The 23,323-nt window shown below is 52.1% G+C and carries 22 protein-coding genes; 21 read left to right on the top strand and 1 reads right to left on the bottom strand.

Translation table 11 applies throughout. The features are described from left to right. The first annotated feature begins 54 nt into the window (after positions 1 to 54). The 15 genes from wecB (at position 55) to PMI29_RS0130235 (ending at position 17,115) form a co-directional block, all read left to right on the top strand. Entirely contained in the window at positions 55 to 1,185 is a 1,131-nt protein-coding gene (gene wecB / locus PMI29_RS12100) for a non-hydrolyzing UDP-N-acetylglucosamine 2-epimerase (protein ID WP_007999443.1), read from the top strand. A 59-nt stretch (positions 1,186 to 1,244) separates the two neighbouring features. Continuing rightward, on the top strand, positions 1,245 to 2,513 hold the full coding sequence (gene wecC, locus PMI29_RS12105; RefSeq protein WP_007999441.1) for a UDP-N-acetyl-D-mannosamine dehydrogenase: 1,269 nt from the start codon (positions 1,245 to 1,247) through the stop codon (positions 2,511 to 2,513). Between the two features lie 115 nt (positions 2,514 to 2,628). After that, positions 2,629 to 3,882, top strand: coding sequence for a hypothetical protein (locus PMI29_RS32025; RefSeq protein WP_007999439.1), 1,254 nt, complete (start codon positions 2,629 to 2,631; stop codon positions 3,880 to 3,882). After that, positions 3,879 to 4,937 (top strand): glycosyltransferase family 4 protein, encoded by a 1,059-nt coding sequence (locus PMI29_RS31220; protein WP_007999437.1) that lies wholly within the window; start codon positions 3,879 to 3,881, stop codon positions 4,935 to 4,937. Before PMI29_RS32025 ends, PMI29_RS31220 begins: the two co-directional genes overlap by 4 nt. Before the next feature lie 108 nt (positions 4,938 to 5,045). Further along, the gene (locus tag PMI29_RS12110; RefSeq protein WP_033052480.1) at positions 5,046 to 6,257 is read left to right on the top strand and encodes an oligosaccharide repeat unit polymerase; all 1,212 of its coding nucleotides are present in this window, start codon (positions 5,046 to 5,048) and stop codon (positions 6,255 to 6,257) included. Between the two features lie 56 nt (positions 6,258 to 6,313). Further along, entirely contained in the window at positions 6,314 to 7,024 is a 711-nt protein-coding gene (locus PMI29_RS12115; protein ID WP_274517876.1) for a WecB/TagA/CpsF family glycosyltransferase, read from the top strand. A 59-nt stretch (positions 7,025 to 7,083) separates the two neighbouring features. Continuing rightward, on the top strand, positions 7,084 to 8,193 hold the full coding sequence (locus tag PMI29_RS12120) for an acyltransferase family protein (protein ID WP_007999431.1): 1,110 nt from the start codon (positions 7,084 to 7,086) through the stop codon (positions 8,191 to 8,193). 362 nt (positions 8,194 to 8,555) lie between these two features. Further along, positions 8,556 to 8,849, top strand: coding sequence for a hypothetical protein (locus PMI29_RS31215; RefSeq protein WP_007999429.1), 294 nt, complete (start codon positions 8,556 to 8,558; stop codon positions 8,847 to 8,849). 87 nt (positions 8,850 to 8,936) lie between these two features. Continuing rightward, positions 8,937 to 10,043, top strand: coding sequence for a polysaccharide biosynthesis/export family protein (locus PMI29_RS12125; RefSeq protein WP_007999427.1), 1,107 nt, complete (start codon positions 8,937 to 8,939; stop codon positions 10,041 to 10,043). Between the two features lie 14 nt (positions 10,044 to 10,057). Further along, positions 10,058 to 10,717 carry a YjbF family lipoprotein gene (locus PMI29_RS12130; RefSeq protein WP_007999425.1) on the top strand — a complete coding sequence of 220 codons (660 nt, stop codon included), beginning with the start codon at positions 10,058 to 10,060 and terminating at the stop codon, positions 10,715 to 10,717. Positions 10,718 to 10,755: 38 nt separating this feature from the next. Then, positions 10,756 to 11,487 (top strand): capsule biosynthesis GfcC family protein, encoded by a 732-nt coding sequence (locus PMI29_RS12135; protein WP_238541668.1) that lies wholly within the window; start codon positions 10,756 to 10,758, stop codon positions 11,485 to 11,487. Continuing rightward, positions 11,484 to 13,583, top strand: a complete 2,100-nt coding sequence (locus PMI29_RS12140) for a YjbH domain-containing protein (protein ID WP_007999419.1) — start codon at positions 11,484 to 11,486, stop codon at positions 13,581 to 13,583. Before PMI29_RS12135 ends, PMI29_RS12140 begins: the two co-directional genes overlap by 4 nt. Continuing rightward, a complete protein-coding gene (locus PMI29_RS12145; RefSeq protein WP_007999417.1) occupies positions 13,580 to 13,963 on the top strand; it encodes a hypothetical protein in 384 nt (127 codons plus the stop codon). The genes PMI29_RS12140 and PMI29_RS12145 overlap by 4 nt, the downstream gene beginning before the upstream one ends. 214 nt (positions 13,964 to 14,177) lie before the next feature. Then, positions 14,178 to 15,743 (top strand): methyl-accepting chemotaxis protein, encoded by a 1,566-nt coding sequence (locus tag PMI29_RS12150; protein ID WP_007999415.1) that lies wholly within the window; start codon positions 14,178 to 14,180, stop codon positions 15,741 to 15,743. 214 nt (positions 15,744 to 15,957) lie between these two features. Next, the gene (locus PMI29_RS0130235; RefSeq protein WP_033052478.1) at positions 15,958 to 17,115 is read left to right on the top strand and encodes an acyltransferase family protein; all 1,158 of its coding nucleotides are present in this window, start codon (positions 15,958 to 15,960) and stop codon (positions 17,113 to 17,115) included. 115 nt (positions 17,116 to 17,230) lie between these two features. On the opposite strand, the gene PMI29_RS12155 is transcribed toward PMI29_RS0130235, so the two are convergent. Beyond that, a complete protein-coding gene (locus tag PMI29_RS12155) occupies positions 17,231 to 17,908 on the bottom strand; it encodes an alpha/beta family hydrolase (protein WP_007999411.1) in 678 nt (225 codons plus the stop codon). A 94-nt stretch (positions 17,909 to 18,002) separates the two neighbouring features. Here PMI29_RS12155 and ccoN (PMI29_RS12160) point away from each other — a divergent pair, with 94 nt between their 5' ends. The 6 genes from ccoN (PMI29_RS12160) to PMI29_RS12185 form a co-directional block, all read left to right on the top strand. Beyond that, positions 18,003 to 19,427: a cytochrome-c oxidase, cbb3-type subunit I gene (ccoN, locus tag PMI29_RS12160; protein WP_007999409.1), complete on the top strand. Its 1,425-nt coding sequence runs from the start codon at positions 18,003 to 18,005 to the stop codon at positions 19,425 to 19,427. A gap of 10 nt (positions 19,428 to 19,437) precedes the next feature. Continuing rightward, positions 19,438 to 20,046: a cytochrome-c oxidase, cbb3-type subunit II gene (gene ccoO, locus PMI29_RS12165; protein ID WP_007987243.1), complete on the top strand. Its 609-nt coding sequence runs from the start codon at positions 19,438 to 19,440 to the stop codon at positions 20,044 to 20,046. A gap of 3 nt (positions 20,047 to 20,049) precedes the next feature. Further along, entirely contained in the window at positions 20,050 to 20,247 is a 198-nt protein-coding gene (locus PMI29_RS12170; protein WP_007999407.1) for a cbb3-type cytochrome oxidase subunit 3, read from the top strand. Beyond that, a complete protein-coding gene (gene ccoP, locus PMI29_RS12175) occupies positions 20,244 to 21,197 on the top strand; it encodes a cytochrome-c oxidase, cbb3-type subunit III (RefSeq protein ID WP_007999405.1) in 954 nt (317 codons plus the stop codon). Before PMI29_RS12170 ends, ccoP begins: the two co-directional genes overlap by 4 nt. Positions 21,198 to 21,679: 482 nt before the next feature. Further along, positions 21,680 to 23,122 (top strand): cytochrome-c oxidase, cbb3-type subunit I, encoded by a 1,443-nt coding sequence (gene ccoN / locus PMI29_RS12180; protein WP_007999402.1) that lies wholly within the window; start codon positions 21,680 to 21,682, stop codon positions 23,120 to 23,122. Next, positions 23,122 to 23,323, top strand: a 202-nt coding sequence (locus tag PMI29_RS12185; protein WP_007999400.1) for a cbb3-type cytochrome c oxidase subunit II, incomplete at its 3' end; no start/stop codon positions are given. The genes ccoN (PMI29_RS12180) and PMI29_RS12185, both read left to right, overlap by 1 nt.

Here is a 23,323-nt window from a genome sequence, read left to right as displayed (position 1 = left end):
CTTTCGCTGCGCACTCTTGACTCAAACGAACACCAATAAAATGGCCCGTACTCAATGAAAACCCTCTGCGTCTTCGGCACTCGGCCCGAAGCTATCAAGATGGCCCCCCTGGTTCTTGCTCTTGCCTCTGACGAACGCTTCGATGCGAAGGTTTGTGTGACAGGCCAGCACCGAGAAATGCTTGATCAGGTACTTGACCTGTTTGCGATCACCCCGGACTTCGACCTGAACATCATGAAGTCCGGCCAGGACCTGACCGATGTCAGCACAGCCATCCTGCAGGGCTTGAAAGGCGTATTTGCACAATTCAAGCCGGATATTGTGCTGGTCCACGGTGATACCGCGACCACCTTCGCCGCCAGCCTCGCGGCCTACTACCAACAAATTCCAGTCGCGCACGTTGAAGCGGGCCTGCGTACCGGCAATCTCTATTCGCCCTGGCCTGAAGAAGGCAATCGCAAGTTGACTGGCGCTCTGGCCAGCTTGCATTTCGCCCCTACCGAAACCTCGCAGTCGAACCTGCTACGCGAAGGCGTCAAACCCGAAAGCATCATCGTTACAGGGAACACCGTAATTGATGCATTGCTGGACGTAGTGGCGCGACTTGATAAGGACGAGGAACTCAATCAAAAAGCCGCCGCACCTGGTGCATTTCTCGACCCTTCCCGGAAATTGATTCTCGTAACCGGGCATCGTCGAGAAAGCTTCGGTGACGGTTTTGAACGAATCTGTAATGCGCTGATTGAAGTCGCCCAACAAAACCCTGAGGTCGATATCGTTTATCCGGTGCACCTCAACCCTAATGTTCGCGAACCCGTCAACCGGTTGCTTACCGGTATCGACAATGTCCATTTGATCGAACCATTGGATTACCTTCCGTTTGTCTACATGATGACCCGCTCTCACATCATATTGACCGATTCGGGCGGTATTCAAGAGGAAGCGCCTTCATTGGGTAAACCGGTGCTGGTGATGCGCGATACAACAGAGCGGCCGGAAGCAGTGGCCGCAGGTACGGTGAAACTGGTTGGTACTGAAACCACTAACATTGTCAGGGAGTTGAATCGTTTACTGACAGACCAAGTAGCCTACCGAACGATGAGTTTTGCCCATAACCCTTATGGCGACGGCGAAGCCTGTCAGCGCATTCTTGCAGCACTGCTCGCCCACGACACTCCCAAGTAAATATCCACTATTCAAGTCAACTCTACCTGTATTTAACAAACATTTATCAAGGACGTATAATGCCTTTTTCAACCATCTCCGTCATTGGCCTCGGTTACATCGGCCTTCCAACAGCGGCGGTCTTCGCTTCACGTAAAAAACAAGTGATAGGCGTCGACGTTAATCAAAACGCAGTGGATATCATCAATCGCGGCCAGGTTCATATCGTTGAGCCAGACCTAGATATGATTGTGCATGCAGCGGTTACTGAAGGTTATTTGCGCGCCACTACACAACCGGAACCAGCGGATGCCTTCCTGATAGCAGTACCTACTCCGTTCAAAGGGGACCATCAGCCAGACCTTGGCTATATCGAATCCGCAAGTAAAAGCATTGCTTCAGTACTCAAGAAGGGCGACTTGGTCATCCTTGAGTCCACCTCCCCAGTTGGCGCCACTGAGCAAATGGCCACTTGGTTAGCAGCTGCTCGACCCGACCTAAGTTTCCCTCAAACTCACGGGGAAGACTCCGACATCCGTATTGCACACTGTCCAGAACGTGTATTACCGGGCCATGTACTGCGCGAACTAGTGCAGAACGATCGTGTAATTGGCGGCATGACTCCAAAATGCTCAGAATTAGCCATTAGCCTTTACGAAATATTCGTTCAGGGCGAATGTATTGTTACAAACGCACGGACTGCGGAAATGTGCAAGCTTACCGAAAACAGCTTTCGTGACGTGAACATTGCTTTCGCCAACGAACTTTCAATGATTTGCGATGAATTGAATATAAGTGTTTGGGAGTTGATTAAACTTGCGAATCGCCATCCGCGAGTTAACATTCTTCAACCTGGCCCTGGCGTGGGCGGCCACTGCATTGCTGTCGACCCTTGGTTCATTGTCAGCAAAACCCCCAAGCAAGCTCGTCTTATCCGGACTGCAAGGGAGGTTAATGATAGTAAACCGCAATGGGTAATTGAAAAGGTTAAACTTGCAGTCGCAGACATTCTACTTGCAAACCCGAAAAAAACCGCAAGCGATATAACCATCTCCTGTTTTGGACTTGCCTTCAAACCGGACATCGATGACTTAAGAGAAAGCCCTGCTGTCGCAATATTTGAAAAAATAGTAGCGATCCATCCGGGGCCCGTATTTGCTATAGAGCCAAATATCGAAGAGCTACCCCCAGAACTCTCTAAAAAAGCATCTTTACAAAGCACAGAACAAGCACTAGCAGAAGCAGATATAGCTGTACTCCTAGTCGATCACAAAAGCTTTAAGGAAATAACAATTAACTGCCTAGCTAACAAAACAGTCGTGGATAGCCGCGGAATATGGACAGCCTGACAGACAAATCAATAAAATCTGATCTTTGATAACGCCAAAGGCCGGCCTCTTGCACTGACAGCGGCCGGCCAAACGCATTTAATCCAAACAAAAAAATTACAAATAATCAGATAAAATGTCTTCTCTACCAAACTTAAAATCAATCAACATCGAAAAACTAGTATATCTATTTATTGCAGCATCTCCTGGCGGCCTAAAAATATTCACTCTGGCAATTATTGGATTTTTCGCAACCGGACAAATACAAGGTGAAATAGCAAACGACCTATCAATAACTGCTTTTTTATTGATGCTAACAGCAATCGGTGCCGGCACTCAGATTCTGCACCTAATTCCAAAAGATAAAGACAGTTCAGAAAAATCTGCCGAAATATTAAAATCATTGCTTATTAAACTAATACCATACATTTTATCAATAAGCACCACACTATACTTACTGAATAAGCTCCTCCTAACAACACTCAACAAGCCACTAGAAGCATCCCTACTTCTCTTCACTTCAAGTATTTACTGGATCTTCAGGCATTACTACCTAGCCAGATCAGCCCTGAACAATCTCATAGTCCTTGAAGCAATCACCTGGATTGGAACTGCGTTAACTGTTATCAGTCTAAGTGCTTTTGGCAAACTAACCTCATCATATATCCTATTTTACTTATCAGCTACATACCTTATCTCCGTCATTACCCCTCTCGTTTCACTTATAAAATATCGCAGCAACCGGGAAACCAAAATAATAGCTGACGCCACATCTATAGGACTGTCAAACCTAGCAAGTGGCGGGATAATTAATCTCGCACCAAGCATATGCTTCCATGTTAGCGGTCCAGCGCTTGCGGGTGCCGTAGGCCTAATCACAAACATCTGCTCAATTGCACTTACAATTATACGAGCTTATTTACTGAAAAAAATTCCAGAAATATCGAACAGCATATCTTTCAATCTCAAAAAGGAGTTCGACTTAATATTTGATAAAACGTGCGCCACAACAACAAAAATTACTTTAATAAGTTTTATAGCAATACAACCTATTGCAATTGCTGTGACCTACGCAACTCAAGCAAAAGTCGGGCTATCTGCAATCATACTTTACTCATCATTGATAGCTGCATTTATTTGCACCCCACAGCTTTGCGCTACAGAGTCGGTCATTATAAATTTTTTTGAAAAATCAAAAACCATGCTACTAGTTAATTTAGCGCATGCAACCTTAACAATCGCAATTACATTATCGTTTTATATTTACCAGGGAGAATCTCCAGAAATATTTATAACCTTCCTAATCACATCGATAGCTTTATATATATTGCGAAATTACATAACTAGAAACATCGTAATTCGTGAAATTCTCGCAAGGAAGCCCTCATGAAAAATATTTTAATTTTTTCTACTGCCCCTTCTTCAGAAATGGGCGGAATCTCTACAGCTGTTAATCTGCTCACCACCGAACTAAAGAAGCAAGGACTATCGACAACCAACATAACCACTCACTCCCCTAAAAACGGGAAGATAAAAAATACCTTTCTTTTTATCAGTGCAATACTTTCACTATTTTTTACTCGATACAATGAAATCACCAATAAGTTACCTGCCAGCACAGTATATGTTCATGTCGGCCCAAAAGGTTCTTTAATAAGAAAACTTATTTTACTACACCTTGCAAAAACACTTGGCTCAAAAGTTTATTCACATTACCACTCAGCAACCTTTGAAAACTACTTACACTCCGATGGATTCTGGAAAAAGGCATTACTTTCCATATGCAAAAAATCTGACAAAAACATTGTACTTAGTAACTGGTGGTTCAATGTTTTTTCAAACTATAAAGTTACAAATCTTGCCATAGTCCCAAATTTTGTAGAAGCAGCACCAGACATAAAAGAACGAAAGCAGTCGCACAGCACTGAGAAGACAATCTTCTCAATTTCGCGCTTAGTTCAAGAGAAAAATATCCAACTTGTAATTGAAGCGATTGCACTCTTACCGACGAATTACAGTTTAAAGATTGCAGGGGACGGCCCTTATAGGAGTGAATTAGAAAAGCTATCCCATGACCTAGATATAGGCCACAGAATAGAATTTATCGGATGGGTAAATAAAGAGCAAAAATCCACTCTATACTTAAACAGTGATGTTTTAGCAGTACCAAGCTCTCACGATTCATTTGGATTAGTTTTCATTGAAGCTTTATCATTTGGCTGCCCCGTTGTAATCGGACCAAACCCTGCTGTCAAAGCTGCACTCAACGAACTACCTGGGGTTTATGAAGCGCAAAAATATACGGCGCAAGAAATAGCCGATTCCATTATTACAGCGACAACGAGTAACTTACAAAGAAAAATACTATCCTCCGCGTGCCAAGAAAAATATAGTGCTGACGCAATATCAATCGTATTAAAAAATACTATTTTTTCCGATGAATAGTCACACTTTGTTATAAACACGCGTGTAGTCCACACATCCGATATTTAAGATACGCAGTCAGCAGCATCCGCGCTACCGCAATAAAATAGACCACATGAGATCCTGCGAGTGATACTGACCAAGAAGCAAAAACTCAGTTCCAACCCTAAATCAACGAAAAAGCTTCACCCCCTGTTGCTATTTATCGGTGCATACTGCACCTACAACATTCTCGGTCTATTAAACATGCCTTGGAGCCTTCAAGGGGCATACAGCAAAGATCTCCCCTGGTCTTTATTTATAATTGGTTTAGCCGGTTGTATCACTGGTTATATTTTATTTGGCCGAAAAAAAGCACCATTAAAACATACTGAATTTCGATCTAGTAAATCTAAATCGCTTGGCGCGTTTTTTTTATTAATATTTGTCAGCTGCATAGCTTTTACAATCATTACCAACAAAGGCATACCGTTACTACTTGGTGAGGCACGCTTTACAAATTCCGCGATTATTTTCAATCTCGCACCGCTGTTTGGCTTCTGGATTATGTTTCGATACATATCAGATTTGGACATCAAGAAAAAGCCAAAGAAAGCTCCCGTCATATTTTACTGCGTAGGTATTATTATCTTTGGTTATCGCGCCCCTGCACTCATTGCGATGCTTACAATATACTTTTGTTACACAACATTTGAGTTCGACAAGAACAAAACAATAAAACACGCAGCAATAACTGCGACGGCATTTATCAGCATATCCGCAATATTCTCCGGCTATAGAATTTCGCAAGAATACGAGCTTAGCGATTTCTTTAAAAACGTAGACTTCCAGTACGTCGACGAACACAAATATGTCGCCCCTCTAGTACCTGTTTTATCAATGTTCGATTTCAGCCAACAAACAATATCGAGCATCGGCACTAATCTAAAATCACATATGAATGGCGCTCTCTTTTTGAGCAACTATGAGGCTTTGCTTCCAGGATCACATTGGGGAGCAAGAAACATTGTCGGGGATTTGACCGCTGCTCGCTGGGTCAATAATAGACCAATGAGTATCACACCAACCTTACAGGGTGCTTTATATATTGACTTTAGCTATGCCGGAGTCTTTTTAGGCTTCTTCATAATTGCAACAGCGATATGCCTAATGAAATCCTATGCGACTAATGGTAGCGCTTTATTCAAGTTCTCCTTCTGTTATCTTTTCACACTATCGCTACTATCAATCCATAGCGGGTACTGGGATATAAGCATACTTTTTTACTGCCTATTCCTTGTAATCATTAAAATTTTTGACTTGCTCAAAAATACATTCCCAAAACAATCAAGCTTTGCCTAGTAGGTTAAACAATGAAAAGAGTTAATTTTCTTGGATGCCCAATTGATATTTCATGCATGAGTGAAACCGTGGCAACTATTTGCTCATCTATTCACTCGGGTCATTTCACTCAGCATGTCGTTATCAATGTGGCTAAACTCATACACATGCGCTCGGACCCTCAATTAAATACGTCCGTTAGATCATGCGACATAATAAATATCGATGGAATGGGGATTGTATGGGGCGCGCGGTTCCTTGGCCACAAGGTTCCTGAACGCGTTGCTGGCGTGGATCTTTTCCATGAACTGCTCGCAATGAGTGCAGACAATGGCTTCTCTGTTTATCTTTTAGGTGCAGAAAATGAGGTCGTATCCTCCACAGCTAACAGAGTGCAGCAGCTATATCCAGCACTTAAAATTGCGGGATATCACCATGGCTATTTTTGGAACGATGAGAAAACTGTAGTTGAAAAAATACGTGAGTCTGGCGCACAGTTACTATTCGTCGCAATTACTTCTCCCAAGAAAGAAAACTTTATCAATCGCTGGCGAGAAGAGTTGGGAATTGATTTTGTAATGGGCGTAGGTGGAACGTTCGATGTCGTCGCAGGCAAAGTGAAGCGCGCGCCTCTCTGGATGCAACGATGGGGGCTAGAATGGTTCTACAGGGTAATTCAAGAGCCCAAAAGAATGTGGAAGCGTTATTTGCTAACGAACTCTAAGTTTGCATGGCTACTAATAAAAGAAAAACTTAGACCCACACCGAAAAAGACATCGAATAATTAACCATGGAAACAATTCTGCACAGACACTAATTTAACGTAAAAAAACCGAGCAACTTGTTTATGCAAAAAATAGTAACCAGTTCAAATGGAAACTCAAGATTCCACATACTAGATGCCAGCCGATTCTTTGCTGCAATATCAGTGGTTCTATTTCATTTTCTTTTCCTGAGCTGGTCGGGCAACCATACCAACTCAATATCATTCAATGTTATCGGCGAGTTTTTTAAGTACGGATATCTTGGCGTCCAGTTCTTTTTTTTAATTAGTGGCTTCGTTATTTTTATGTCCATACAACGAGGAGGTGTAATCGACTTCTTAGCCTCTCGCGCAGCTAGGCTATACCCTGCATACTGGTTTGCAGTCCTACTTACATCTTTTTTTATTTTTTTTATCGAAAAAAATACGCGCGGACTACAAGCTTTTGATATTTTTGCAAACCTCACAATGTTACAAAAATTTTTTGGAATTAAAAATATTGACGGCGTGTATTGGACTCTAGCTATCGAGCTTATCTTTTACTTCTGGATGGCATGTTTACTCGCATTTAAATCAATAACCAAATTTGAACTTGCAGCATTTGTTTTCCTGACTATATCTTTTTTATCAAAAGTCATCTCCTTTCCAAGCATCGTCAATCTCGTATTCCTTACCGAATATTCTCCGTATTTCATTTCTGGTGCTTTATTTTATCTAGTCACGCAGTCAGGCCCGACTACCACGAGGGTCAGCTTAATTATTGCCTCCTTCTTACTAGCCCAACACCAAGCAATTTTTTTACAGCTTCCAAAAATACAATCACAACACGCATCCCCATTTTCAGAGACAAGCGTCGCGCTAATTGTTACTTCGTTTTTTTTGTTTTTTTCAGTTATTAAACTCAATGGACTACCTAGGCCGAGTTCAAAAATTTATGCTTTTATGGGCGCGCTGACATACCCCTTATATTTAATCCATCAAGAAATTGGGTATATTATCATCAACATGCTCTCTGGAAAACTCGATAAATATGCACTTGTACTATTCACCTTGATTATTTGCTTAGTCATCTCCGCACTCATTTATTTATTTATAGAAAAGCGATACAGCAAGGCATTCCGAAAATATGTGACTCATGCATGCACATTATTTTATAAAAAAGTGCATCTTTCAAAAAGCTCTAACACCGCTTAAATTGCCGCCCCCAAATTAAAACTTAATACCAAACGACACTTCCACAGCAAAACAATTGAATTAGCACTTTATCTCATCAACTAACTGCAATCACTGCACTACTGTCACAAATCTATTAAATTTTTCGGCATAGGCCTCCAAATAAACGGAAGATTTTATTTGGTAAAACACCAGTTAGAGCAGTTGCTCCATAGCCAAGCGACGGTTTAAGTCAATGCTTTGACCCTAGCCCACTAAGAGAACTAGGAAAAAACGCAAACTAAAGCTTTCTTTAGTAAAATCTAGCTTGCATTGTAGACACTTCCTGCAATAACCTTATCTCCAACACCCCCCAAGGATTAATCCTTTCAAGGAGCATGATTATGAAAAAACTACTGGCCATCGCCCTCGCTACCTCCATCAGCCTGCCATTGATGGCTGCTGAAACCGCTCCAGCAAAGGCGCCTTCTACTGCTGCAAAACCTGGAGCATCTTCTGAGTTGTCCCTGTCCACTCCAATCGCTGGCGGTGTAACCGTCGGTACTGGTCTGGCAATCGGCGCTGGTGTAATCGCTGCCGGTGTTGCTGCTTCCAACAGCGGCGGCGGCGGTAACGACGGTACCCCAGGTACTACCGGCACCACTGGTACTACCGGCACTACTGGTACCACTCGGTAACAGCCCCCCGCTTAAAGTTCGATACGCTAACCTCCCAGCCTTGCTGGGAGGTTTTGTTTTGCCTATTCCCTTCGAGCAATTTCTACAATGAATCGCGCGCTTCCCTTGGCCATGCTGGTTGGCCTGACCCTACAAGGCTGCATTTTCTCCCCTGGTCAGCACATGGACACGGGCAATCTGGTACGTGAAGGCTCCCCGGAAAGCAGCCGTATCGAGCTGGTTCCGATTACACCAAAACTGGTGGCCATTGAAGCGGCCGCGGACCATTCGAACGTGGTTGCACCGGAGTTGCTGCGTTACCAGCCTGCTGAGTACCGCATCGGTGCCGGTGACCTGATTTACATCACTGTCTGGGATCACCCGGAACTGACCGCTCCGTCCGGCCCACAACAGCAAATCGAAGCGAACGGACGCCTGATTCGCCCGGATGGCACGCTGTTCTACCCCTATGTAGGCACCATCGAAGCGGCTGGTAAAACTATCGACGAACTTCGCTCGATTATTGCCTCGCGCCTGTCCAAGGTTGTTGCCGAGCCTCAGGTGGATGTCAGCATCCTGCGTTTTGCCAGCCAGAAAGTGGTCCTGTCGGGCGCATTTGGCAAAACGGGTCAGTTGCCCATCACCAACACCCCGCTGAGCCTGTTGGACGCTGTCGGCCAAGGTTCGGTGCAAGTTGGCACTGCGGACATTTCCGGTCTGGTGCTCAAGCGCGATGGTCATGAATACCTGATCGACCTCGACGCACTCAATCGCAAGAACTCGAATCTGCACAATCTCTACCTGAAAAACGGCGACCAATTGCACCTGCCCTACAACGACCAGAAAAAGGTCTATTTGTTGGGTGAAGTTGTCTCCACGCGCTCGCTTGTCTTCAAGGGCAGCAACATGAACCTCACGGATGCCCTTGGCAGTGTCGGCGGCTTGCGTCAGGAAACTTCCAGTGGCAAGGAAGTTTACGTAATCCGCGGGGTCGAGAACCTGGCGGATGAGCCGGTCAAGGTTTTCCAGATCGATTTGAAGTCGCCGTCGGCCTTTGCCCTTGCCCAACACTTCAAACTGCAACCGCAGGATGTGGTTTACGTTGGCCCGGCCGATGTCACCCGCTGGAACCGCTTTATCAGCCAGGTATTCCCTACGGCTAACCTGCTGAGCGTTGGTGCCAACATCAAAGACGACTTGGGCAACACCAACTAAGAACTGGAATTCTTGTGAAATTTCTGCGACTGGCCACCCTGGCGGTGGCCTCCTTGCTGGTGAGCGCCTGCAACCCGTTGATGACAGCTTCCATGGACACGCTGAAGGCCGCGTTCGAAGGGCCTGAGCCCTTGGAGCTGACCCGCCAGCAGGTCGATGCAACGCCTTACTACCAGATCACCATCACGGCCCCTACGGGTGAAGCCGTGATGGCACTGGTGCGTCTGCAGGATGGCGTGGGTTTCTGGATGGCCTCGACTCGCCAGATCCTGATGCTTGAAGACGGCCTGGCCATTCGCAGTGTCGGTTTCAACGACAATCTGGATGGCACCCGTTTCGAGGGCGTATCCCCATTCAAGACGGGCTTGCACCGTATTCCCGATGGGCTGGAATCCCGGCGCCAGGTGGACTTTATCGACGGTTATCGGATGGGTGTGAATGTCACCAGCCACTTCAAGAAGAAAGGCCTGGAGACCGTGCACATCCTCGACCGCGATGTGGAACTGCTGCGCGTGGACGAAGAGATCGCGATGGACGGCCTGGGCTTCACCGCGCAGAACCGCTACTGGGTCGACCCCGCCGATGGTTTCATCATGGCCAGCGAGCAACACCTCACCCCCGAATTGCCCCTACGCATTGTTCAAGTGCGCCCGAATAAGCCGGTAGTGCAATGATTTTTCGCTCTTCCTGGCTGCTTTGCTGCAGCCTGCTCATGACTTTTGCCGCAAATGCCGACTCGCTGGTCACGGTGCGGGGCGATGCCGCCAAGCCCGGGCGTTACTCGATTGTGGACGGCACGCGCCTGCATGACGTGCTGCTGGAGGCTCAGGTGAGTCCCAAGGCTTATCTGCTCGGCGCAGCCTGGTTGCATACCCCTCTGCGTGATGCGCAGGAGCGTCTCAAGGTGGGTGTTCTTTTCGATCTGTCGACCTTGCACAGTAATGCACTGGTGGGCGATCAGGTTGGGTTGGCAACACTTGCCGCGCGCCTGCGCGACAAGGTGCAGGCCATGCCGGTGACCGGGCGCAAGGTCGCCCAACTTGACCCGGTGCAGGTTGAATTGGACCGCATCAATAACCGTTTCCTGAGTGATAGCGATGTGCTGCTTTACCCGCTTCGCCCAACCACGGTGCGGGTCGAAGGCGCGGTTCTGGGTGAATGCGAATTGCCGTTCCAACCGTTACAAGCAGCGATCGACTATCTCAAGGCTTGCCCGCGCGATCCAAACGCTGACGCCGACTGGCTCTTCGTGATTCAGCCTGACGGCCGGGTATTCAAGGACGGCGTGGCTCTGTGGAACGAAACCACATCCGTACCACCTGCCCCAGGCGCACGCATTTATGTGCCGGTGCACAACAGCAAACAAGGCGATCCCACACCTGATCTGAATACCGAACTGGCTGCCTTCATTGCCACCCAGCCATTGCTGGAGGTGAAGCCATGAAGTATCACTTAATCCCTTGCTTGTTGCTGGGTTGCAGCTCGTGGGCGGTGGCAGAGCCGCGTTATACCCAGAATGACTTTGGTGGCGTGGGGCTGCTGCAAACGCCTACTGCGCGTATGGCGCCTGCGGGTGAGTTGTCACTGAACGCTAACCGTACCGATCCTTACAGTCGTTACAGCGTGTCGTTTCAGCCGTTCGATTGGTTGGAGGGCTCGTTTCGCTACACCGCTATCTCTAACCGCGATTATGGTTCAGAAGAATTGAGTGGCAACCAAAGTTTCAAAGATAAGGCAATCGACGCCAAGGTACGCCTGCTCGAAGAAACCCACTGGATACCGCAAGTTGCTCTAGGCGCACGAGACGTCGGTGGTACTGGTCTATTTTCCAGCGAGTACTTTGTAGGGAACAAACGTTTCGGCGATTTCGATCTCAGTCTCGGGCTCGCCTGGGGTTACATTGGCAATCGTGGTGACATGGACAACCCACTGGGTTGGATAGATGACAAGTTCGACACTCGCCCGGATTCGACGGGCTTGGTTGATACGTCCGGTAGCTTTAATGCAAACAGCTACTTCCGAGGATCACCGTCCTTCTTCGGCGGTATGACCTATCAAACCCCTTGGGACCCGCTGTCGCTCAAGCTGGAATATGAAGGCAACGACTACCAACACGAGCCCCTGGACAACAACCAGATCCAGGACTCGCCAATCAACCTCGGCTTCGTCTTCAAAGCCAACGACTGGATCGATCTGCACGCTGCCTGGGAACGCGGCAACACCGCGATGTTCGGCATCACCATGCACACCAACTTTGCCACCCGCAAGGCACCGACCAAGAGCTTCGACCCGAAGCCTGAACCTGTGTCCGACACCAAACCCATGGTCGCGCCGCAAGATGTGCAGTGGGCCGGTGTCGCCAAGCGCCTGCAAAACAACGCGGGCTACACGGTTTCACGCATCACCCAGCGGGATTCCGAGGTGGTCGTCTATGGCGAACAGGGGCGCTATTTCCACACGCCGAAAGCCGTGGGCCGCGCTTCGCGCATTCTGGACAACAGCGTCAACGACGAGATCGACTGGTTCACCATGGTCGACACGCGTTACAGCCTGCCGGTCGAGGAAGTCAGCCTGCCTCGGGATACCTTCCGTGAAGTGGTGCAAGAGGATCGTCCGCTGGAAGACCTGCGTCGGGTGACCGAGATGACCGTCCCGGTACCGCATCAGGAAAAGACCCTGTTCCAGCAAAAGCCTGACCCGCTCAGCTATGGCTTGGGGCTGGGCTACAAGCAAAACGTCGGCGGCCCCGACGGGTTCCTGTTGTACCAGTTCAGTGCGGACTTGAATGGCGAGTATCGCTTCAAGCCTGACCTGTGGTGGAGCGGCACCCTGAGTGCGAACCTGGCGAACAACTTCGACAAGTTCACGTACGACGCACCTAGCGGTCTGCCGCGTGTACGTACGGATCTACGCCAGTACATGACGACTTCGGAAGTCACCATGCCGACCTTCCAGATGAACAAGGTCAAACAGCTGGATGAGGACCTTTACGGCATGCTGTATGGCGGTTATCTGGAATCGATGTTCGCCGGTGTCGGTGGCGAAGCGCTGTATCGTCCGATGGGCGAACGCTGGGCCGTGGGTGTGGACATGAACTGGGTCAAGCAGCGTGAATTCGATCAGGGCTTTGGTCTGCGTGACTACAGCACCGTCACCGGTAACGCTACGCTCTACTACCGCAGTGCCTTCCAGGACATTCTCGGTGCAGTCAGCGTTGGGCGTTATCTGGCCAGGGACTATGGGGTTACCCTGGACCTGTCCCGCGAATTCAACAATGGCGTGCGTTTCGGTGGCTGGGTGACGGTGACCAATGCGACCAAGGAAGAGTACGGCGAAGGTAGTTTCGGCAAAGGTATTTACTTCTCGATTCCGTTCGACGAATTGATGGCCAGTTCTACCACGCGCCGTGCCACCCTGGCGTGGACACCGCTGACCCGTGACGGTGGTGCCGCACTGGCTCGCAGTTACTCGCTGTACTCCCTGACAGAGCGTCGCAACATCGACCTGTTCCACAACAACTTCTACAAGGTCACCGAATGAAGCAGCGAATCCTGCGTGCCCTGCCCAAGCTGGCGTTTTTCGTGATCTTGCTGGTGCTGTGTTTCGCCGGGATGCGCGGCGAGCCGGTGCCTCAGGTGTTCGACAACCAGGACAAGCTGCATCACTGGGCAGGTTTTGCCTGCCTGACGGTGAGTGCTTATCTGGCGTTCCCTGGTACGCGGTTGATCTGGTTGTTGTTCTGGCCGTTGGTGGGTTCGATGGTGATTGAGCTGGAGCAGAGCTTAATGCCGCTGCGCAGTGCGTCATGGGGCGATATGGTGGCCAATGCTACGGGTGTGACGTGCGGCATGTTGGTGATTCTGGCGTGGCGCGGGTATCGGAATACGAAGCTCAAAAAGGTGTCTGTGCTGGCGTCGTAAAGCGCTAGCCGTCCCGATTTACTGTAGGAGCGAGCTCGCTCGCGATGGTCTATCAGGCAACAACGGAGTTGACTGAACGAACATCGCGAGCAAGCTCGCTCCTACATTTGTTTTGTGTTCCTTCCTTTGGCAGGGCGTCGCTTGTTGAAAAATAAACTCAACAAATCCCCTCCCCCGCCGACACCCTGTCAAAGCCTCACGGATTGAAAACGCCATGCGTAACAACCAGCCTATTACACAACGCGAACGAACCTTCCCCGCTCAGCAACGGCTGATTTCCACCACCGATGCCAAGGGCATGATCACCTACTGTAACGACGCCTTCGTCGAGATCAGCGGGTTTTCTCGTGATGAGTTGATTCGTGCGCCGCATAACCTGGTGCGTCACCCTGACGTGCCGGCGGCGGTGTTCGCGCACATGTGGGGCACGCTGAAGCAAGGCTTGCCCTGGATGGGCATTGTGAAGAACCGCTGCAAGAGCGGTGATCACTACTGGGTGAACGCCTATGTGACGCCGATCTTCGAAGGCAATCAGGTGGTCGGTTACGAGTCGGTGCGGGTCAAGCCCACCGCCGAGCAGATCCGCCGTGCCGAAGCGCTCTACCAACGCATCAACCAGGGCAAGTCGGCCATTCCTTCCACCGATAAATGGCTACCGGTTCTGCAGGATTGGTTGCCGTTCATTCTGGTCAGTCAGTTGAGCTTCATGATCGGGGCGTCGCTGAACTCGCACTGGGGTTTTGCCCTGGCGGCCGGTCTTTCGGTGCCTCTGGGCTTGCTGGGTCTGAGCTGGCAACAGCGCGGTCTCAAGCGTTTGTTGAAACTGGCTGAACAGACGACGTCTGACCCGTTGATTGCGCAGATGTACACCGACAGCCGTGGTGCCCAGGCGCGTCTGGAGATGTCGATCCTCAGCCAGGAAGCGCGTCTGAAAACCTGCCTGACACGTCTGCAGGACACTGCTGAGCACCTGACCGATCAGGCGAAGCAGTCCGATGCTTTCGCCCACAACAGCTCCAGCGGCCTGGAACGTCAACGGGTCGAGACCGAGCAAGTGGCCACCGCGGTCAACCAGATGGCCGCGACCACCCAGGAAGTCGCCAGCCACGTACAACGCACCGCCGACGCCACCCAGGAAGCCAATCGCCTGACCGGTCGTGGTCGCGACATCGCCGGGGAAACCCGCGAAGCCATCCAGCGCTTGTCGGTGGTGGTCGGTGAAACCGGTGTGACCGTGACTCAACTGGCGAAGGACAGCAACGAAATCGGTGGCGTGGTCGACGTGATCAAAGGCATCGCCGACCAGACCAATCTGCTGGCGCTGAACGCTGCCATTGAAGCGGCCCGTGCCGGTGAGATGGGTCGTGGTTTTGCGGTGGTGGCCGACGAGGTTCGTCAACTGGCGCAACGCACCAGCGAGTCCACCGGGCAGATCCATGCGCTGATCGCCAAGCTGCAGCAAACCGCCGGCACTGCGGTGCAAACCATGGAAGCCGGGCATCGTCAGGCGGAAGAAGGCGTGGCGCGGGTACTGGAAGCGGACCAGGCACTGGTGGGCATCAGCGAAGCGGTGGCCAACATCACCGACATGACCACCCAGATCGCCGCCGCAACCGAAGAGCAAAGTGCCGTGGCCGAAGAAATCAGCCGCAACATCAGCAATATTTCGGCCCTGGCTGACCAGACCTCGGAGCAGGCGCAGAGCTCGGCATTGCTGAGTGAAGAGCTGACCAAGACTGCGAATACCCAGTATTCGTTAGTGGAGCGGTTTAACCGTTGATCGACACTTGAAATAAAAGGCCCCGCAGCCTTCGCCAGCGGGGCCTTTTTTTGGTGAGAAAATAAGTCATCACATGGATGACCGCGAACCTACTCATCGATAGAATCTCTACGCGGCTGGCATCCGAATCAAAAAGCAACAATCAAGCTCCCACACGCCCACAAACTTTCGACCATGGCCTTGAAGAGCAACCCACTGGAAATGGATCATCTAAATGCAACAAGAGAAAGATAAGGTAATATTCGCAAACCAACTCCGCGCGATAGCCATTATTGCCGTCATGATTATCCATTTATGCGGAATCTACTGGGTGGCGCGAGACACGGTTTCGGCTTATATATTCGCCCCGGCAATCGAAGGCCCATCCTCCAGACTACTGGGGTGGTTATCACCACCAACGGTAAACTACGGCCCATTTGGCGTTGCTATTTTCTTTCTCATCAGCGGATTCGTAATACCTTTTTCATTAGCTAAATCATCACCGGTAGAGTTCTTGATATCCAGATTTCTTAGAATTTACCCCACCTACCTGACAGGCACAGCTGTCATGCTGCTTTGCATTTGGCTTTCGAGTCACTACTGGGGCAAAGAATTCGCAATGAACGTAGAGGTGCTGCTGGCCAACCTTTCACTTGTACACTCAAACATCCTGATAAAAACTATTGATCTTGTAAACTGGACACTCGCAATCGAAATCAAGTTCTACCTTATCTCCGCAATCCTTTACAGCGCTATAAGAAAAGCAAACCCGCTGCCAATTGTATTTCTGGCGGTGGCCACGCTCTGCTTCACAGACTGGTACCCCGTAGCGCACTCCATCATTAACTTTACCCATTTCAACCTGTCCATTGAGTCAATCAAAGTAGAGCTCATGGTTGTGTGCTTCATGTTCATAGGCACCTTTTTCTATTTTCACTTCTCTGAAAAAATCACCACCATAGAACTAATTTCATACTCTTCAATATTGCTTCTTCTGATTTTGATGTGCTGGACACGAAACTCCTGGGCAGACCAAATCCCAAGCACACCACAAAATTATATTTATGGCCTTTGTGTATTTGTCGCAGCCTACACCCTTAGAAAATACTTCCGGCCATTTGCACCATTAGATTTCATTGCTAAAATCAGCTACCCTCTTTACATAACCCACTCCTTAATCGGCTATTCAATTATCCGAATCGCAATGGACAAAAACATCCCTTACTTTGCAGCCTTATTGATCGCCGTATCAATTATTATTGCCATATCTTATGCACTGCACATAACGATAGAAACAAAATCAATTGACTTCGGAAAAAGCCTTATCAGGAAGCTGCGCAACAACCCCCCCCAGAACCAACTTGAACTCAATCAAGCCAACTCTAACACCTAGTTGTTAATGCTTATTGCCGGCGCCCCTTCCCCAAGGGGCACTATTATTCAAGCATTCAAATACTCGCCAATATCCGTACCACACCATCTAACATGAGGATTTGGAAGCCTATTGATCAACGAAGAAATTCGGCCACTTTCCCTGCTGTAGCCGTCAAATGCTGCTCATGGGTAAACCCGGACGCCTTCAACGGCTTCAAATCATGATCCCCCGCCACCAGCCAGAACACCTCGATACCCGGCGATAGCGTATAACCCTCGACCGCCTCCCGGCTGCCCAACGCATCGCGCTCACCCTGCACGATCAAGGTCCGTGTCTTCAGCCCGGCCAAATGTTCGACCCGCGGCTTCTCCGGCTTGCCCACCGCATAGAACGGATAGCCCAGGCACACCAGCGCATCTGCCCCCAACTCATCCGCCAGCAAACTGGCCATGCGACCGCCCATGGACTTGCCGCCTATGGCCAGTGGCCCGGCGACATGGCGTCGCACCTGGGCATATACCTCGCGCCAGCACTCCAGCAGTTTCGGCGCCGGGTTCGGCGGGCGTTTGCCGCCATCGAGGCGCCGCTGCGCCATGTACGGGAACTCGAAGCGCAACACGTTGACGCCTTGCGCGGCGAGGCGTGCAGCCATGTCGCTCATCCAGTCGCTGTCCATCGGTGCGCCGGCGCCGTGGGCGAGGATCAGCGTCACCGCAGCCTTGCCAGCCGCGGCATTCCACAACCATCCATGATCCCGCACACACTGCGCCCATTGATCCCCGTCAATACCGGCCTTGTGCCCTTTGTCCATGCTTGCCTCGCTTTCAGTCTGCCTATAACTCCGGCCGAAGGGTGCACTGCCTTGCGCTGCGCGCTCACTTCGGCTGAACCGTGGATGGGGAACCATGAACACTTCTATCAGTACCGCCTACAACTACAAGGTGGTCCGCCAATTCGCCATTATGACGGTGGTGTGGGGCATCGTCGGCATGGGGCTCGGGGTTTTTCTCGCGGCCCAGTTGGTCTGGCCCGAACTCAACTTCAATTTGCCGTGGACCAGCTTCGGCCGCCTGCGCCCGCTGCACACCAACGCAGTGATCTTCGCCTTCGGCGGCTGCGCCCTGTTTGCCAGCTCGTTCTATTCGGTGCAACGCACCTGCCAGACGCCATTGTTTGCGCCGAAAATCGCCGCGTTCTGCTTCTGGGGCTGGCAACTGGTGATTCTGCTCGCGGCCATCAGCCTGCCGCTGGGCTACACCAGCTCCAAGGAATACGCCGAGCTGGAATGGCCGATCGACATCCTGATCACCATCGTCTGGGTCGCCTACGCCATCGTGTTCTTCGGCACGATCATGCAGCGCAAGACCAAACACATCTATGTCGGTAACTGGTTCTTCGGTGCGTTCATCATCACCGTGGCGATACTGCACATCGTCAACAACCTGGAATTGCCGGTCAGCTTCACCAAGTCCTACTCGCTGTACGCCGGTGCCACCGACGCGATGGTGCAATGGTGGTACGGACACAACGCCGTGGGCTTTTTCCTCACCGCCGGTTTCCTCGGGATGATGTACTACTTCGTGCCGAAACAGGCCGAGCGCCCGGTGTATTCCTATCGCTTGTCGATCGTGCACTTCTGGGCGCTGATCACCCTGTACATCTGGGCCGGCCCGCACCACTTGCACTACACCGCGTTGCCCGACTGGGCGCAGTCGCTGGGCATGGTGATGTCGCTGATCCTGCTGGCACCGAGCTGGGGCGGGATGATCAACGGCATGATGACCCTGTCGGGCGCCTGGCATAAGTTGCGCAGCGACCCGATCCTGCGCTTCCTGGTTGTCTCCCTGGCGTTCTACGGCATGTCGACCTTCGAAGGGCCGATGATGGCGATCAAGACGGTCAACGCCCTTTCCCACTACACCGACTGGACCATCGGCCACGTCCACGCCGGCGCGCTCGGCTGGGTGGCGATGATTTCCATCGGCGCGCTGTACCACATGATCCCGAAAGTCTTCGGCCGCGAGCAGATGCACAGCATCGGCCTGATCAACGCGCACTTCTGGCTCGCTACCATCGGCACCGTTCTGTACATCGCCTCGATGTGGGTCAACGGTATCGCCCAGGGCCTGATGTGGCGTGCGGTGAACGAGGACGGCACGCTGACTTACTCCTTCGTCGAGACCCTGGTGGCCAGCCACCCTGGCTTCGTCGTGCGGCTGGTGGGTGGCGCGATCTTCCTCACGGGCATGTTGCTGATGGCCTACAACACCTGGCGCACCGTGCGGGCCTCGCAGCCTGCCGCCGTCGCCGCTGCCGCGCAGATGGCCTGAGGAGTCCGCCATGAAACACGAAACTATCGAGAAAAACGTCGGCCTGTTGCTGCTGCTGATGATCCTGGCCGTGAGCATCGGCGGCCTGACCCAGATCGTCCCGCTGTTCTTCCAGGACGTGACCAATAAACCAGTGGAAGGCATGAAGCCCTACACCGCGTTGCAACTGGAAGGTCGCGACCTCTACATCCGCGAAGGCTGTGTCGGTTGCCACTCGCAGATGATCCGTCCGTTCCGTGCCGAAACCGAACGCTACGGCCACTACTCGGTGGCCGGCGAAAGCGTCTGGGATCACCCGTTCCTGTGGGGCTCGAAACGCACCGGGCCGGACCTGGCGCGGGTCGGCGCGCGTTACTCGGATGACTGGCACCGCGCGCACTTGTACAACCCGCGCAACGTCGTGCCGGAGTCGAAGATGCCGGCCTACCCGTGGCTGGTGGCCAATCAGCTCGACAGCAGCCACACCGAAACCAAGCTGCGCGCCATGCGCACCCTGGGCGTGCCATACACCGACGAGGACATCACCGGTGCCGTCGCTTCGCTCAAGGGCAAGAGCGAGATGGATGCGCTGGTCGCCTACCTGCAAGTGCTCGGCACTGCGATCAAGAGCAAGAGGTGAGCCATGGTTGTTGAGATGAGCACTGGAATGATCCGCGGCCTGGGCACCGTCGTTGTCTTCATCGCCTTCGTCGGCCTGACCCTGTGGGTGTTCAACGGCAAGCGCAATCCGGAATTCGCCGAAGCGCGCCTGCTGCCGTTCGCCGACGAGCCACAACCCGACATCACCGAAGATTCAGCAACAAGGAGTACCCGGCCATGACCACCTTCTGGAGTACGTGGATCTGCGTACTGACCATCGGCAGCCTGATCGGCCTGACCTGGCTGTTGATCGGCACCCGCAAGGGTGAAACCAAGGGCAGCGTCGACCAGACCATGGGCCACAGCTTCGACGGCATCGAGGAGTACGACAACCCGTTGCCGCAATGGTGGTTCATGCTGTTCGCCGGCACCCTGGTATTCGCCGTCGGCTACCTGATCCTCTATCCGGGCCTGGGCAACTGGAAAGGCATCCTGCCCGGCTACGAAAATGGCTGGACCGGCGTGCACGAATGGGAAAAGGAAATGGCCAAGGCTGACACGAAGTTCGGACCGATCTTCGCCAAGTTCGCGGCAATGCCGCTGGAAGAAGTCGCCAAAGACCCGCAAGCGCTGAAAATGGGCGGCCGCCTGTTTGCCTCCAACTGCTCGGTGTGCCACGGCTCGGACGCCAAGGGTGCATTCGGCTTCCCCAACCTGACCGACAGCGACTGGCGTTGGGGCGGCAACCCGGAAACCATCAAGACCACCATCATGGGTGGCCGGATGGCGATGATGCCGGCCTGGGGTGAAGTCCTGGGGGAAGATGGTGTGAAAAACGTCGCCGCTTATGTGCGCCATGATCTGGCCGGCCTGCCCTTGCCTGCCGACAGCAAGGCCGACCTGCAAGCCGGACAACAAGCCTTCAGCACCACCTGCGTCGCCTGCCATGGCGCAAACGGCCAGGGCACCGAAGCCATGGGCGCGCCGAACCTGACGCACCCGGCCGGTTTCATCTACGGCACCAGCCTGACGCAGCTTGAACAGACGATTCGGCATGGCCGTCAGGGCCATATGCCGGCGCAAAACGAACTGCTCGGCAACGATAAGGTGCAATTGCTGGCCGCGTATGTGTACAGCCTCTCCCACGGTTTGAATACCGAGCGCTTACAGGCTGAAGACAACCGCGAATAAATCCCGACCGCTCTGCTGCCGCATTCTCCCGGATGCGGCAGTTCCCTGCCCCTTTGCGACGCATTGTCGCACCCTCTTTGACTCTTCCTTTCGGTTCCCCGGATTCAGGTCTAAGCTTCCCCCGATGCGGACTGGCCGGTGCCGGTTCCAGGTCGACCCTGAACGATGTGTTCGACGAATCTGCCCGATGACAGGCCGCAAAGGCTGGTAGATACCGGCTGTCGCGCCAATTGCCTTCGGTCAGCCAAACGTTGCGTTTGAACACACCTCGTTACATCCGACCTGACCCCCTCGCCTGATCAGTCCGCCAGGACGTTTTGCCCACGGGCAATTTTGTCCCTACGCGGCGCATGGAAAGGCCGCAGAATCAGCATTTGAAAGCATTGACCCAGGTCATGGCGCGTTGCAATGACCCCCTGCTTTCTCCATACTTGCGGCCGATTTTTAATCCTAATAAAACACCCAAACCGTGGAACCTTAGAATGAGCACAGCAATCAGTCCGACTGCTTATAACTATAAGGTAGTCCGCCAGTTCGCCATCATGACGGTGGTCTGGGGGATCCTTGGCATGGGGCTCGGTGTCTTCATCGCCTCACAGCTCGTATGGCCGGAATTGAACTTCGGTCTGCCGTGGACGACTTTTGGACGCTTACGCCCGTTGCACACCAACCTGGTGATTTTCGCCTTCGGTGGATGTGCACTGTTTGCCACTTCTTATTATGTCGTGCAGCGAACCTGCCAAACGCGACTGATTTCCGACAGCCTCGCCGCCTTCACCTTCTGGGGATGGCAAGCGGTGATCGTCGGCGCGATCATTACCTTGCCGATGGGTTTCACCACCACCAAGGAATACGCGGAACTGGAATGGCCCCTGGCTATTCTGCTGGCCATTGTCTGGGTCACCTACGGTCTGGTGTTCTTCGGCACCATCGTCAAGCGCAAGACCAAGCACATCTATGTGGGTAACTGGTTCTACGGCGCGTTCATCGTCGTGACCGCGATGCTGCACATCGTCAACCACATGTCGCTGCCGGTCAGCCTGTTCAAGTCGTACTCGGCCTACTCGGGCGCGACGGACGCGATGATCCAGTGGTGGTACGGCCACAACGCCGTGGGTTTCTTCCTGACCACCGGCTTCCTGGGGATGATGTACTACTTCGTGCCGAAACAGGCCGAGCGTCCGATCTACTCCTATCGCCTGTCGATCGTGCACTTCTGGGCACTGATCACCCTGTACATCTGGGCCGGTCCGCACCACCTGCACTACACCGCTCTACCGGACTGGGCGCAGTCCCTGGGCATGGCGATGTCGATCATCCTGCTGGCTCCGAGCTGGGGCGGCATGATCAACGGCATGATGACCCTGTCGGGCGCCTGGCATAAGCTGCGCACCGACCCGATCCTGCGCTTCCTGGTGGTGTCCCTGGCGTTCTATGGCATGTCGACCTTCGAAGGTCCGATGATGGCGATCAAGACCGTCAACTCGCTGTCGCACTACACCGACTGGACCATCGGCCACGTACACGCCGGCGCTCTGGGCTGGGTGGCGATGATCTCGATCGGCGCCATCTACCACATGATCCCGAAACTGTTCGGTCGTGCGCAGATGCACAGCACCGGCCTGATCAACACCCACTTCTGGCTCGCGACCATCGGTACCGTGCTCTACATCGCTTCGATGTGGGTCAACGGCATTACCCAGGGCCTGATGTGGCGTGCAATCAACGACGACGGCACCCTCACCTACTCGTTCGTCGAAGCGCTGCAAGCCAGCCACCCTGGTTTCATCGTTCGCGCCCTGGGCGGTGCGTTCTTCGCCACCGGCATGTTGTTCATGGCCTACAACGTATTCCGTACCGTACGCGCCTCGAACCCGGCTGAAGCCGAAGCCGCGACCAAGATTGCCGTAGTTGGAGCTCACTGATGAAGCATGAAGCAGTCGAGAAGAATATTGGCCTGCTGGCCTTCTTCATGGTCATCGCCGTCAGCGTCGGCGGCCTGACCCAGATCGTTCCGCTGTTTTTCCAGGATGTCACCAACAAGCCGGTCGAGGGCATGAAGCCCCGCACCGCCCTTGAACTGGAAGGCCGGGACATTTATATCGCCAACGGTTGTGTCGGCTGCC

The sequence above is a fragment of the Pseudomonas sp. GM49 genome (assembly GCF_000282355.1).
In the GTDB taxonomy this organism is placed as follows: Bacteria; Pseudomonadota; Gammaproteobacteria; order Pseudomonadales; family Pseudomonadaceae; genus Aquipseudomonas.
Note: the sequence above shows the minus strand (reverse complement) of the source record. Positions and strands in the feature narration are given on the sequence as shown.